General features: G+C 31.4%; 11 protein-coding genes. 9 read left to right on the top strand and 2 right to left on the bottom strand.

Going from position 1 to position 14,194, the window contains the following annotated elements:
- Positions 1-90: 90 nt before the first annotated feature.
- The 3 genes from htpG (at position 91) to DWV06_RS06685 (ending at position 5,033) form a co-directional block, all read left to right on the top strand.
- Positions 91-2,178, top strand: coding sequence for a molecular chaperone HtpG (gene htpG / locus DWV06_RS06695; RefSeq protein ID WP_115481411.1), 2,088 nt, complete (start codon positions 91-93; stop codon positions 2,176-2,178).
- A gap of 158 nt (positions 2,179-2,336) precedes the next feature.
- Positions 2,337-3,713, top strand: coding sequence for an MATE family efflux transporter (locus DWV06_RS06690; protein ID WP_115481410.1), 1,377 nt, complete (start codon positions 2,337-2,339; stop codon positions 3,711-3,713).
- 21 nt (positions 3,714-3,734) lie between these two features.
- Complete coding sequence (locus DWV06_RS06685; RefSeq protein WP_115481409.1) at positions 3,735-5,033, top strand: bifunctional folylpolyglutamate synthase/dihydrofolate synthase; 1,299 nt, start codon at positions 3,735-3,737, stop codon at positions 5,031-5,033.
- A gap of 34 nt (positions 5,034-5,067) precedes the next feature.
- On the opposite strand, the gene DWV06_RS06680 is transcribed toward DWV06_RS06685, so the two are convergent.
- Together DWV06_RS06680 and DWV06_RS06675 are read right to left on the bottom strand one after the other, a co-directional pair.
- Entirely contained in the window at positions 5,068-5,745 is a 678-nt protein-coding gene (locus tag DWV06_RS06680) for an energy-coupled thiamine transporter ThiT (RefSeq protein ID WP_115481408.1), read from the bottom strand.
- A 203-nt stretch (positions 5,746-5,948) separates the two neighbouring features.
- A complete protein-coding gene (locus tag DWV06_RS06675) occupies positions 5,949-7,544 on the bottom strand; it encodes a CvpA family protein (protein ID WP_115481407.1) in 1,596 nt (531 codons plus the stop codon).
- A 225-nt stretch (positions 7,545-7,769) separates the two neighbouring features.
- Between DWV06_RS06675 and DWV06_RS06670 the strand changes: the two genes are divergently transcribed.
- The 6 genes from DWV06_RS06670 (at position 7,770) to DWV06_RS06645 (ending at position 13,998) form a co-directional block, all read left to right on the top strand.
- The gene (locus DWV06_RS06670) at positions 7,770-8,432 is read left to right on the top strand and encodes an HAD family hydrolase (RefSeq protein ID WP_115481406.1); all 663 of its coding nucleotides are present in this window, start codon (positions 7,770-7,772) and stop codon (positions 8,430-8,432) included.
- A 15-nt stretch (positions 8,433-8,447) separates the two neighbouring features.
- Positions 8,448-9,320, top strand: coding sequence for a CPBP family intramembrane glutamic endopeptidase (locus tag DWV06_RS06665; protein WP_115481405.1), 873 nt, complete (start codon positions 8,448-8,450; stop codon positions 9,318-9,320).
- A gap of 211 nt (positions 9,321-9,531) precedes the next feature.
- The gene (tig, locus tag DWV06_RS06660; RefSeq protein WP_115481404.1) at positions 9,532-10,746 is read left to right on the top strand and encodes a trigger factor; all 1,215 of its coding nucleotides are present in this window, start codon (positions 9,532-9,534) and stop codon (positions 10,744-10,746) included.
- A 170-nt stretch (positions 10,747-10,916) separates the two neighbouring features.
- Positions 10,917-11,588, top strand: a complete 672-nt coding sequence (locus DWV06_RS06655; protein ID WP_115481403.1) for a polyphosphate polymerase domain-containing protein — start codon at positions 10,917-10,919, stop codon at positions 11,586-11,588.
- Between the two features lie 33 nt (positions 11,589-11,621).
- Entirely contained in the window at positions 11,622-12,293 is a 672-nt protein-coding gene (locus tag DWV06_RS06650; RefSeq protein WP_115481402.1) for a DUF4956 domain-containing protein, read from the top strand.
- Positions 12,294-12,303: 10 nt separating this feature from the next.
- Complete coding sequence (locus DWV06_RS06645; protein ID WP_115481401.1) at positions 12,304-13,998, top strand: CotH kinase family protein; 1,695 nt, start codon at positions 12,304-12,306, stop codon at positions 13,996-13,998.
- Positions 13,999-14,194 lie beyond the last annotated feature (196 nt).

Raw genomic sequence — 14,194 nt, 5'->3', positions numbered from 1 at the left:
AGTGCTAATTTTCTCTTGACAATTTATTTTTTGGGTATTAATATTATTTTTAGATGAAAAAAGAAAAATAGTGAAAAAGGAGTGTTTTATATGGCTAAAACCCAAGGTAGTCTTTCAATTAATAGTGAAAATATTTTTCCAATTATTAAGAAATGGTTGTATTCAGATCATGATATTTTTTATAGAGAATTAATTTCAAATGGTACGGATGCAATTACTAAATTAAAAAAATTAGAAATGATGGGAGAGTATGAGTTCCCAGAAGATTATGAAGCGAAGATAAAAATAATAGTGAATCCGGAAGAGAAGACTCTTAAGGTTATTGATAATGGATTAGGAATGACAGCTGAAGAAGTAGAAGAGTATATTAATCAAATCGCTTTTTCCGGTGCAACTGATTTCTTAGAAAAATATAAAGATAAAACAAATGAAGACCAAATTATTGGTCATTTCGGGTTAGGTTTTTATTCTGCTTTTATGGTAGCGGATGAAGTTCATATTGATTCATTATCATATAAAGATGGTGCCAAACCTATTCATTGGGAATGTGATGGTGGAACAGAATACAATATGGATGAGGGAAGCAAGGAAGGTGTTGGAACAGAGATCACCTTATTTTTGAATGAAGACAGCCTCGAGTTTGCAAATGAATATCGTGCCAAGGAAATAATTGAGAAATACTGTTCTTTTATGCCTGTTGAGATTTATTTAGAAAAAGCAAATGCTGAACCTGAGTATGAAACAATTCTACCGGAAGAAAAGACAGATAAAGATACTGTTATAGAAACCATAATAGAAGAAGCCAAAACTGAGGAAAAAGAAAATGAAAACGGTGAAAAAGAGATTGTAGAAATATCACCGAAGACGGAAAAACTTAAAATTTTGAAAAGACCGGTCGCATTAAATGATACGCAGCCATTATGGACGAAACATCCAAATGAATGTACAGATGAGGATTATAAGAAATTTTATCGCAAAGTCTTTATGGATTATAAAGAACCACTTTTCTGGATTCATTTAAATATGGATTATCCATTTAATTTAAAAGGAATTTTATATTTCCCAAAAATTAATACGGAATATGATTCTATTGAAGGTATGATCAAATTATATAACAATCAAGTATTTATTGCTGATAATATAAAAGAAGTAATTCCAGAATTCTTAATGTTATTAAAAGGTGTTATTGATTGTCCGGATTTACCGCTTAATGTATCTAGAAGTGCTTTACAAAATGACGGATTTGTAAAGAAGATTTCTGATTATATTTCAAAAAAAGTTGCTGATAAACTTTCAGGGATGTGTAAGACTGACAAAGAAAATTATGAAAAGTATTGGGATGACATTAGTCCTTTCATCAAATTTGGTTGTCTGAAAGATACAAAATTCTGTGATAAAATTAATGATTATATTTTATTTAAGAATTTAGACGGAAAATATTTGACATTACCGGATTGTCTTGAAATTAATAAAAATAGTGAAGAAGAAGCTGAAGTAGAACCTGAAGTAGAAGCTGCAGAAAATAAGAGTGATGAGACAAAAGAAAGTGATGACAAAAAGGAAGAGAAAGAACCTAAGATTATTTTCTATGTAACTGATGAGCAGCAACAAAGTCAATACATTAATATGTTTAAAGAACAGGGTATGGATGCAGTCATTTTGACTCATAATATCGATTCTGCATTCATTTCTCAATTGGAACAAAGAAATGAAGGAATTAAATTCCAAAGAATTGATGCTGATTTGACAGAAAATTTAAAAGAAGAAGTTGACGCAAATGATGAGTCCATAAAAGCGGCTATGGATTCCTTAACAGAAATTTTCAGAAAAGCCTTAAATAAAGAAAACTTAGAAGTGAAAGTAGAGAAACTTAAAAATGAAAATATTTCATCCGTAATTACTTTATCAGAAGAAAGCAGACGTATGCAGGATATGATGAAGATGTACAGTATGGGTGGAATGGATCCAAATATGTTTGGTACGAGCGAAACCTTAGTACTTAATTTAAATAATAAGTTAGTTAATTATATTATGGATCATAAAGATTCAGAAAATGTACCAATGATGTGTGAACAGTTGTATGATTTAGCAATGTTAAGCCATCATCCACTCTCTCCGGAAGCTATGACGAAATTCATATCTCGTAGCAATGAGATTATGCTGTTAATGGCAAAATAATATAAATAATTCATATAAATCCCTTACTTTTTGAAGTTTGGGATTTATTTTTTGCAAAAATAATACTGAAAATGATTAATTCTGTATTAAATTGTTGTTGCATTTTGAGAAAAAAGGTCTATAATAGGTAACGGAATAATTACAGAGAGGATAAAAAAATGAACACAGATTTAACAACAGGGAAGACAAGTCTGGTATTATGGAAATTTTCATTACCAATGCTTTTGAGTGTGCTTTTTCAACAGCTATACAGTATTGCAGATAGTATGATAGCAGGGAAGTATGCAGGAAAAGACGCTTTGGCTGCGGTCGGAGCTTCTTATCCGGTTACTATGATCTTTTTAGCGATTGCAACAGGAATCAATATTGGGTGTAATGTAATCATTTCGAGATATTATGGAGCCAAGGAATATGAAAGAGTTAAAACAGCAGTATATACAGCTCTTATTTCTTCGCTCGGTATCGCTATGATATTAACGGGAGTAGGTTTACTTACATGTAATCGAGTACTTAAATTGATGAATACACCTGAAAATATTTTAATAGATTCAGCGACGTATTTAAAAATATATATACTAGGTATGTTATTTTTGTGTTTATATAATATATGTACAGGGATTTTTACAGCATTAGGTGATTCTAAAACACCACTTTGCCTTTTGATGTTTTCTTCTTTAGGAAATGTTGGGTTATCCATTTTCTTTGTAGTGAAGTTTCGTTGGGGCGTGGCAGGGATAGGATGGGCAACATTTATCGCTCAGGGTATTTTCTGTATCATCGCATTTATTGTGTTATTATTTAGAATAAAGGATATCAAAACGACAGGGTATTTTCAATATTTTTCTTTTGGTACTTTGAGGCAGATTAGTTTAATTGCAATTCCAAGTATTTTTCAACAAAGCTTTGTTTCTGTAGGAAATCTTTTTGTACAAGGTTTAGTGAATAGTTTTGGTTCTGATGTTATTGCAGGATATTCAGCTGCGATTAAAATTAATACTTTTGCAATGGTTGGTTATAGTACTTTAGGAAATGCCATCTCAAGTTTTACCTCACAAAATCTGGGAGCCAAAAAACATGAAAGAGTACGAGAAGGAATGAAAGCTAGTATCTGGATGGTAATTATGATTAGTATTCCTTTTGTTGTAGCAAATTATTTTTTTGCAAGCACATTTCTAAGACTATTTGTCGATGCGAAAGATGCCGCAGAGGTAATTGAAACAGGAAGAATATTTTTAAAGATAGTATCCCCATTTTATATTGTGGTTGCTATAAAAATAGTATTTGATGGGATTCTAAGAGGGGCAGGAGCTATGTGGCAATTTATGTCTACAACTTTTTTAGATTTAATATTACGGGTCATATTAGCATTTATTTTGTCCAGATTTATGGGGGCAATAGGAATATGGAGTTCATGGCCTGTAGGATGGGTATTGGCCTCGTCATTGTCAATTTTTTTCACTGTTACCGGTGCATGGGAGAAGGGTGCATTTTGCACAAATATAAAAAATAAAGGAAAGGAGACCCCATTAAACTAATATAGTTTATTCGAAATAAAAATGAAATCATATCAAGAAGCAAGAGAATATATAAAAAGTACACTAAAATTCGGAAGTATACTGGGATTAGAAAATATTAAGGAACTTTTAAATCGGTTGGAAAATCCTCAAGAACATTTGCAATTTATTCATGTTGCGGGAACGAATGGAAAGGGTTCCATTGTTTCGTATTTATCAGAGATTCTAAAAGAAGCTGGTTATCGAACGGGTAAATATATATCTCCAACGATATTAGATTATAGAGAATTTATTCAAGTTGATAATTCATGGATTGAAGAAGAAAATGTAGTTTTAGGAATTGAAATAATAGAAACAAAAATAAGAGAAATGCTGGAGGAGGGACTTCCACACCCAACTACGTTTGAAATAGAAACAGCATTAGCTTTTTGGTATTTTAAAAAGAAAAAATGTGATATTGTAGTTTTAGAGACGGGATTAGGCGGAGCATTAGATGCTACGAATATTATATCCAAAGCGATTTGTTATGTGTTTGCCTCCATTAGTAAAGATCATACCCCGTTTTTGGGAAATACGATAGAAGAAATTGCTACAAATAAGTCAGGAATTATAAAAGAAAATGGCGTAGTAGTTACATGTGAGCAAATTCCATCCATTATCAAAATTCTGGAAAGTAAAGCAATAGAGAAATCGTGTACATTTGTAGTAGCAGGAATGGATAAAGTTTCTAAGATAAGTCGCACACCCAATGGTCAGTCGATAGAGTATCGAAAAGAGGGACAGGAACAAATGAAAATTCATATCCCATTTTTAGGCACTTATCAAGTTCAAAATGTAGTAACATCTATTGCTGCAATTGAAGTTTTGCAAAAAAAGAATTTTTTCATTACAAACAGTCATATTATAAACGGAATAGCGAATACCAAATGGTTTGGAAGATTTACGAAAGTGAATGAAAAACCATTATTTTTTGTAGATGGTGCTCATAATTTAGATGCTGCGAAAAATTTAAGAAATACTCTTTTGACTTATTTCGCAGGTAAAAAATTTATTTATATTATTGGTGTTTTTCAAGATAAAGATTTTCAAGGGATTTTGGAGCAGACAATGGATTTATGCAAAAAAACCTATACGGTAACAGCACCTGGACCAAGAGGTCTGCCAGCAGAAGAGTTAAGAAGTATAGTAGAAGAATATCATGAAAATGTGGAAGCAGTTCAGAGTGTAGAAGAAGCTATTGTTAAGGGGTGCGATTCTGCCAGCGAAGAAGATATTATCATTGCGTTTGGGTCACTTTCGTATTTAGGAGATATATATCGTTATTTTAATAGAAAAGTATAAAAATATGAACGGATGCATTTTGGCATCCGTCCATTTATTGTACCGTAAGCTTCTTTACATTATTTATCGCATATCTCATTGGTGGCAGAGTAATTATTATAAGAGTAAAAGCGGCTTCTGGAATAAGGTATGAACCATTATATAGCAGAGCATAAATGACAGGGTTAAAATTCTTAGGAGCAAAATTTGCAAAGAAAATGATACCAGATAAAAAGGAGAAAATATATCGTCCAAGTACACCTAGAATATAACCAGAGTATAAGCCATATTTTTTGTTATGCATGAATCCGGACAGACCCAAAGCTCCATATGCCAAAATATAGTCTAAGATTAGTTGAGGAAGACTTAAAATATAAGGTTCAATAAATAGTTGAAGTAATCCATATCCAACACTGGTCATAATTCCTATTTTCGGACCGAACCAGTAACCGACTAAACAAATAAACAGCATACTGAACAACGTTATCGAACCACCCATAGGAAGATTGTAAAATTTAATAAAAGATGCTACGACTCCCAAAGCTATGGCTAAGGAAGAAAAGATCAATTGTTTTGTCTGTAATTTTTTTGTAGTTTTATTACTCCTAATTAGGCTGATTAAAATCAGAAGTGTAGATATAATCAGTAATAGAATAATATATCCGATCGTGTTTGGGATATAGTAATATCCACCGTTCCCATTCTCCATTTTTGTTACAAAGTAATATAACATATATAATGGCCTCCTCTAAGGTATGAAATAAATTCATTATGTAATAGCAAGTCTTTCCTATATTAAAAAAAATATTTCTAATAGCGCAAATTATATTAATTATAATAATTCTTAACACATAGGTCAAGAATTAATTAAATTACTTATGAAATAAAAAAGGACTGTACTTCAGATTTATTACTAAAGTCACAGTCCTTTCATTATTAATGGACAGATAATACAGTATTCGTAGAATTGCCTTTGTTATATTCAAATGTAATTTGATCTCCTTCGCTGAAGCTGACTACATTTATAAAATCTAATAGTGGAATGTCGAAGATTTCATTGGAACCTTTAAGCATAATATAGTAGTGGGTATTCCCTTCAATAACTCCTTGTGATATTTTTGAAATTATTCCTTTTTTGGTTAATGTACTACTGCTTTTGGCGTTTGAAACTCCATTTGTGTTCAATAATTTAACATATTCTTTCTCACACGCGGCTACTGTATCTCCGATAGCAACTAATTGATATTTTTGTACGTCGACCATTGCATATTTTTTGACTAATCCGGAAGCATCTTTTAATGCGATAAAGTATGTTGGTTCATTTGCAATATTTAAAAGCAAAGGGAAAGTAGCTGAATATCTTAAGTGCTGGACCTGCCCTTCTGCAGATGACATTGCAGAATCTTCAATGGCTCCCGAGATAGAATAGTATCGGGTTTCCATAGTTCTTTGATTGATTAGAACGAAACCAACATTAGCTTGGTCACTATTTACAGAGGTAACTCCAGTATATAACCAGACATCATCTTCTAAAGCAATGTAATTATATCCATTGGTAGTCTTCATACAATCTTTTTGTCCAAAGATACTGTTAAAGAATCCGTGTTTTAAAGTACCATAATAATCATAATAAGAAATTAACAGTTCAGAAGAATAAACGCGGTCTACCCAGCTAGGTACATCTTTCACATCCAAATCAGTAGTTTCTCCCGTTATGGCATTACATATAACAACACGCCCAACGGTTTCGCCGCCGAATAGTCCAATCGTAAATTTTTTTACAGGACAAATCCAGTAAGGAGTACCTTCATCATCTACTTCAAAATTAATATCACTAAATATATAAGTTGGATATTGAAAACGTAAATGACGATAAATATTTCTTCCAAAGTATTCACTGTCAGAATACTTAATTCCTTCTTTCAATGTGACACATTCTGTATCTTGAGTTGCCATATCAATTTTAATATAGGCAGGGATTCCTTCGTTCCGGTTAGAAAACCATTTTATAAAGCTTGCATAGGTGAGTGGACTTACTCTGACAGGAGTATTGTTTTGATTAATTTGAGTGTAATGATTCGTGTCTGCTTCAAACTGAGAGACCATGTCAACCATACTGCCCATTTTCCTGTCACCTAATAAAATAGAAGAATCCTTATCTAGTATTGGGATCTGATTATACGAAATTTCTTTAATATCTTTCGTAAATTCTCTTGTGGTTACTTTCAACATGTTCTGGTATTTTTTTGCATTGATGATTGGAGAGGATAATACATACCCAATTACAAAAACTACAATGATTCCTCCTATTATTATAATTCCGAGACGAATCACTTTTGATTCCTTCAAGGCAGAAGGCTTTTTTATTCTTTTAACCGCATAAATTACTAAAAGAACAGCTATAGCAAGCACAAGGAAGAACCAAAATCCTACCGAATGGATATTTATGGCAGGCAAAGTAATATAGTAATAAATGAATGCAATGATAAATAAAAGAATGAATGAGATAATATAATTTCTTATTTTTTTCATAATATTTCCTTTCTAAAGTATTTGATTTACATTTAGTGTTGCATTTTGAAATCAAATTGATTTATTGCGTTTAAATATATGTTTTGTATTACGAATATAATACAATAGTACAAAAAAAGTGTCAAGGAGAAAGACAATTGATTTTATTTTTGAGATAAGGTAAAATGTAAAACATATCTTTTCTTAACTAATGTTAAAGACATCCGCGTAACTGAAAGGAGAATTATGTATCATACAATTTTATTTGATTTAGATGGAACACTGACAGATCCTAAGGAAGGTATTACAAAATGTGTGCAATATTCACTTAAACATTTTGATATTGAGGAAGAAGATCTGGATCAATTGGAACATTTTATTGGACCACCGTTGATGGAGCAGTTTATGGAGTGTTATGGATTTGATCAAAGGACAGCAGAACTGGCAGTGGAAAAATATCGTGAGAGATATTCAAAAATCGGGATATTGGAAAATCAAATTTATCCAGGAATAAAAAAACTATTAGAAGAATTAAAATATGCAGGTAAAGTGATAAGTTTAGCCTCTTCCAAACCAACAGTTTATTGCAAAGAAATAGTAGAGCGTTTTGGTATTGCGGACTATTTTCAAGTAATTGTCGGAAGTGAATTGGATGGAAGGAGAACAAATAAAGCAGAAGTGATAGAAGAAGCTTTGAACTGTCTGCAAATAAAGGAAGAAGAGAAATATAATGTTATAATGGTAGGAGATAGGAGCCATGATATTATAGGCGCTAAAAAAAACGGTCTTACAACAATCGGGGTGAAGATTGGATATGCAAAAGAGGGGGAACTTGAAGAAGCAGGAGCCGATTATATCGTGGAAAGTATCGATAAATTGCATGAATTGCTTTTTAAAATAATGAAATAAAAGAGGAGGAACTGTATGAAGCAGGAAAATATAATAGTTAAAATTTGGAGAATCTTATATCCATTAGGGATTTACTTCGGGATTACGCAAGTGGTATCTTTTTTGAGTGCATTTATTATCATGATATTTATCTACTATGAAAGTATGAAACGTGGGATAACACTTAATGTGATAAATGCATCGGATCAATTGTCTGAAAAATTGATTCAAAATGGATTATATATTACTTTGATAGCTGCAATTATAACAATACCAATCTTATTGATTTTTTATAAAAGAGATAAAAAGCGTTCATTTTTTATAAATGAATTACCGGCGAAGATTAAGATAAACGATTTTGCTGTGGTTCTTCTACTTGCAGTTTCTGGTTGCATTTTTTTTAATGGTTTAGTTACAATTTCTAATATAGCACAATATTCAAAAATGTATCAACAAGTAAGTAAGATTATTTTTGATTCTGGCATAATTGTAGAAGTTTTAGCAGCAGGAATTTTTGCACCAATTGTTGAAGAAATATTATTTAGAGGTATTTTGTATAAGAGATTAAAAGAATATATCAATCCAATAGCAGGTATAATTATATCTTCTTTGTTATTTGGAATCTATCATTTTAATTTGGTACAATTTGTTTATGCTTCTTTATTGGGCTGTATATTAGGTTATCTAATGGAAAAATATAAAAATATTAAAGTTCCTATTCTTGCGCATATAGGTGCGAATATGACAGCAATATTACTTACAGAATGCAAACCAGTCAGTGATTTGTATAAAATACAATCCGTTTTTTTGGCAGTTACAATATGTGCTTTTTTCATTTTAGTTTTATCTGCCTTGTGGATAAAAAAAGGAAAATTTACATATGGTGATATAAGTCGTATAGAAGAATAAATCCAAAAAATAAGTCCGAAATTTAGGACTTATTTTTTGGTTATGCTAACAAATCAGGGTGATAGAGGTATGAAAAATTTTGTTCTTTTTATAATAACAATTTGATAAAAAAGATTAAAATAAAGTAAATTGGTATAAAAATAGTTTCTTTTTTTGTTAGAGTATGTTATAAATATACAATGAACTTGCTATTAAATTTAAGGAGGAAATAATGAAAAAGAAAGTATTATTAGGAACATTAGCGATATGTATAGCAGCAACTATGGTTGGTTGTGGAGAAAAAGTTGTAAAACAAAAAGATAAAGATTATAAAGTGTCAGAATATGTAACTTTGGGTGAATATAAAGGAATAAAAGCAGAAAAACCTGAAGTTGTTGAGGTGACAGATGAAGAGATACAAAATAATATTGATTATGATTTAATGGATAATAGAAGCCAAGAGAAGATTACAGATCGTGCTGTACAAGAAGGAGATACGGTTAATATAAATTGTAGTGCAATAGTAGATGGAAAAGAATATGAAGAGGGTTCTTTTGAAGAATATGATTTAGAAATTGGAGCAGGAGATTTTTTCGAAGGATTTGAATCCGGTCTAGTTGGTGCCAAAATTGGAGATGAAGTGGAACTGAATCTAAAGTTTCCTGATGATTATGATACGTTTGAAGGTGAGATTCAGTCTGGCGATGAAGAAGGGTCAGAATCTGTTGCTGGAAAACCAGTTCAGTTCAAGGTGAAAATAAATTCGATATCAGTTTATACAACGCCTGAATTAACGGATGAATTTGTAAAGAAAAACACAGAATACAAAACGGTAGATGAATATAAAAAAGGCTTACGAAAGTCTTTAGAAGAGCAAAATAAAAAAGTAGCAGAAGATTCAGCTCAAGAATCTGTTTTTGAAAAAGTAATGGAAAATGCCAAAGTCGATGGATATCCGGAAGAACTATATAATGAGTATTATGATATGGTTAAAAGTTCTTATGAAGAAATGGCGGAGCAGTATGGTATGGATATGGGAGTCTCAGAAGAAGATATAAAAGAAGAAGTTATTATGCAGGTTCAAGAATGTTTGGTATTGCAGATGATAGCTGAAAAAGAAAAAATTGATTTGTATGAATCTGAATATGATAAAGGATTAAAAGAATTATTCGAAGAAAATTCAGAAAATGATGAAAGTTTAAAAAAACCGGCAGATTTAGAAGAAAGTTATGGGAAAGAAGAGATAGCAGAAGAGTTGTTATTTCGTAAAGTGAAAGAATTTCTTGTTAGTAAGGCAGAGATCAAAATAGTTACTATTGATGAATTTAATAATTCGGGTAGCGAAGTGATTGAGACAGAAGATGAAGCTGCTGAAGAAGAAATGATAGAAGAAGAAGAAAATGCTCCAGATGAAATAGACGAAAATGATATACAAAAAGTAGAATAATAATAAAAAACTGCGAATGGATGTTTTAACATCATTCGCAGTTTTTCTATTATAGAGAAATACGCTCAAAATGTTCAGAATTTCATCACTTACCAAACACAATGAAAGCACAATCATCAGAGATAATGTGATAGTGCTTTTGTTAAATAACTAAAGGAGGTGGTGAAAGGATGAAATTTAGGCATGAATATAAACATTTTTTAAACTATAGTGATTATTATTCTTTACGTCAAAAACTAAAGAAAGTCTTAAATCAAGATAATTATGCGAATGAGGATGGAGAATACAAAATTCGTAGTTTGTATTTTGATAATTATAAGGATAAAGCATTACAGGAAAAAATAAATGGTATTAATTACAGGGAAAAATTCAGGATACGCTGCTACAATGATGAGGAAACCTTCATACGTCTTGAGAAGAAAAGTAAGATCAATGGTTTGACTAATAAAATTTCAACGTTACTTACAAAAGAAGAGACGCAGAAAATAATAGCTAGTGATATTCAATGGATGTCTGAAAGTTCAGATGGATTATTAATTGAATTTTATAGTAAGATGAAATCTCAATTATTGCGTCCGAAAACAATTGTAGATTATGTGAGAGAGCCCTACGTTTTCAGGGCTGGAAATGTAAGAATTACGTTTGATAAAGAAATCCGGTCAGGTATCTTTGGGATAGATTTTTTTAATGAACAACTTCCTACAATCGGAATTGGAGATGCAGCAATTATTTTGGAAGTGAAATATGATACCTTTTTACCTGATTTTATAAGAGATATCATTCAAACAAATCGTAATATGTCATGTGCTTTTTCAAAGTATGCGGCATGTAGAATTTACTAATAAATAAACTAATTACTATTTCAGGAGGATATTATGACTTTTAATGATATATTTAAATCAAGTTTTCTAAAAAATGCTGGAAGTGTTTCGATTGTAGATATGGTATTAGCAATGGTGCTGGCCTTTGCTATAGGTATGCTTATCTTTTTTGTTTATAAAAAAACGAATAGTGGACTTATGTATTCTTCAAGTTTTGGTGTAACTTTAGTTGCATTAACTATGATTAGTACTTTTGTGATTTTGGCAGTGACCAGTAATGTAGTTTTATCCTTAGGTATGGTTGGTGCACTTTCTATCGTTCGTTTTAGGACGGCAATTAAAGAACCGATGGATATTGCATTTTTGTTTTGGAGTATTGCAGCCGGTATTGTATTGGCTGCAGGATTAATTCCATTGGCTGTATTTGGTTCGGTGCTTATTGCAATTATGCTATTTGTTTTTGTAAATAAAAATACATATGATAATCCATATATTGCAGTGATTTACTGCGAAAATCAAGAAGCTGAAAAAGTGATGGATACATTTTTGGGAAAAAATGTGAAGAAAAAAATAATCAAAAGTAAGACGGTCACAAAAGATAATATCGAATTAAACTATGAAATAAGATTAAAAGGAGACGACACATCATTTATTAATCAACTTGCTGATATTTCAGGCGTAAAAAATGCAATTCTGGTAAGTTATAATGGAGAATATATGGGATAGGAGTGAATAAATGTCAAAACATAAATACATTGACAAAATCTGTTGTGTAATTATAGTACTGGCTATTTTTGGAACTGTGGTATTTATGAGCTTTTGTAATTCAGAAACAGTTACAGATAAAAACTCCGTACAACAGGCCTACGATGAAAAAATATTTTCGACAGATACGGTTCATTCGATTGATATTATTATGGATGAAAATGAGTGGGATGAGTTTCTAAAAAATGCGGCATCAGAAGAGTATATGAGCTGTACGCTTGTCATTGATGGAGAAACTTATAAAAACGTTGCAATTAGAGCCAAAGGGAATACATCTTTAACCAGTGTTGCAAGTTATGGAAACAATAGATATAGTTTTAAAATAGAATTTGATCATTATACAGATGGAAATTCTTATTACGGACTTGACAAATTGATACTGAATAATATGATACAAGACAACACATATATGAAAGATTATCTAACTTATCAATTAATGAATTCTATGGGAGCAGATGCCCCACTTTGCAGTTATGCAAATATTAGTGTTAATGGAAATCAATGGGGGCTTTATTTGGCCTTAGAAGCAGTAGAAGATTCTTTTCTTACAAGAAATTATGGTTCCGATACAGCTGGTGATTTATATAAACCGGATAACATGAATATGGCTGGAAGCAAAGATGGTGCAGAAAAGTTTAAACCGGGTGAATCAAAACCAGATACTGACTTTTCAGCAAAAGAAAGGAATCAAAAGCCTCCAAATGAAATGCAGCAAACAGTGGATCAGGCTCAAGCTCCACCAGGAGATGATAGTAGTAAACAGATGTTTGGTCCGGGAGGAGAACGAGGGAAGAATGGAAATAAGATGGGTATGGGAAGTGATGATGTATGTCTCGTATACACAGACAATGACTACAGCAGTTATTCTAATATTTTTGACAATGCAAAAACATCAGTTTCCAATACGGATAAAGAGCGTTTGATATTATCGCTGAAACAGTTGAACGAAGGAGATAACCTAGATGAAGTAGTTAATATAGATGAGGTTCTGCGTTACTTTGTTGTGCATAATTTTGTGGTAAATTTCGATAGTTATACAGGAAGTATGATACATAACTATTATTTGTATGAAGAAGAAGGAAAGTTATCTATGATTGCCTGGGACTATAATTTGGCATTTGGAACTTTTTCAGCCGGCAAAATGGGCAGAGGTGATGCAGGAAGTAATGCTGTTGAAAATACAGGAAATGTAACAAATACTTCAACTTCAATGGTAAACTATCCCATTGACACACCGGTTTTTGGAGGTGACTTAGAATCCCGTCCGATGATAGCAAAATTATTAGAAAATCAAGAATATTTGGAAATATATCATAAATATTTTGCGGAATTTATTTCTGAAAGTTTTGATAGTGGACATGTAGATGATTTAATAGATAAAACAAAAGAAATGATTTTACCTTATGTTAAAGATGATGCTACAGCATTTTGTACCTATGAAGAATTTTTAGCAGGAACTGATACATTGAAAGAATTCTGTAGTCTAAGAGCTGAAAGTGTTTCAGGACAACTTGCAGGAACGATTCCTGCAACTACAAATGGACAGAATGATGAAGCAAGTAAATTGATTGATGCTTCTTCCTTAAATTTAACAGAAATGGGAAGTATGGGAGGTCAAAATAGAGACATAAAGGAAAATAAAAACGATAAAGAAATAAAAAATTAGTAGAAAAAAGATGGGTCTTCACCTAGAAGTCCATCTTTTTTCTATATACCGGACTTTTCCATTTTGATAAGAAACAAGGTATAATTAAACAAAAATACATTAAAATATCAGACAAAACGAAAATAAAAGCGCTAAAAACAAATAATCAGACAATTAAAACAAAAAAACTATTTACAAATATTAAAAAACGTAGTAT

Source organism: Anaerosacchariphilus polymeriproducens, assembly GCF_003363435.1.
Lineage (GTDB): Bacteria > Bacillota > Clostridia > Lachnospirales > Lachnospiraceae > Anaerosacchariphilus > Anaerosacchariphilus polymeriproducens.
The sequence above is the reverse complement of the archived record's forward strand: the minus strand, read 5'-3'. Positions and strand labels throughout refer to the sequence as shown.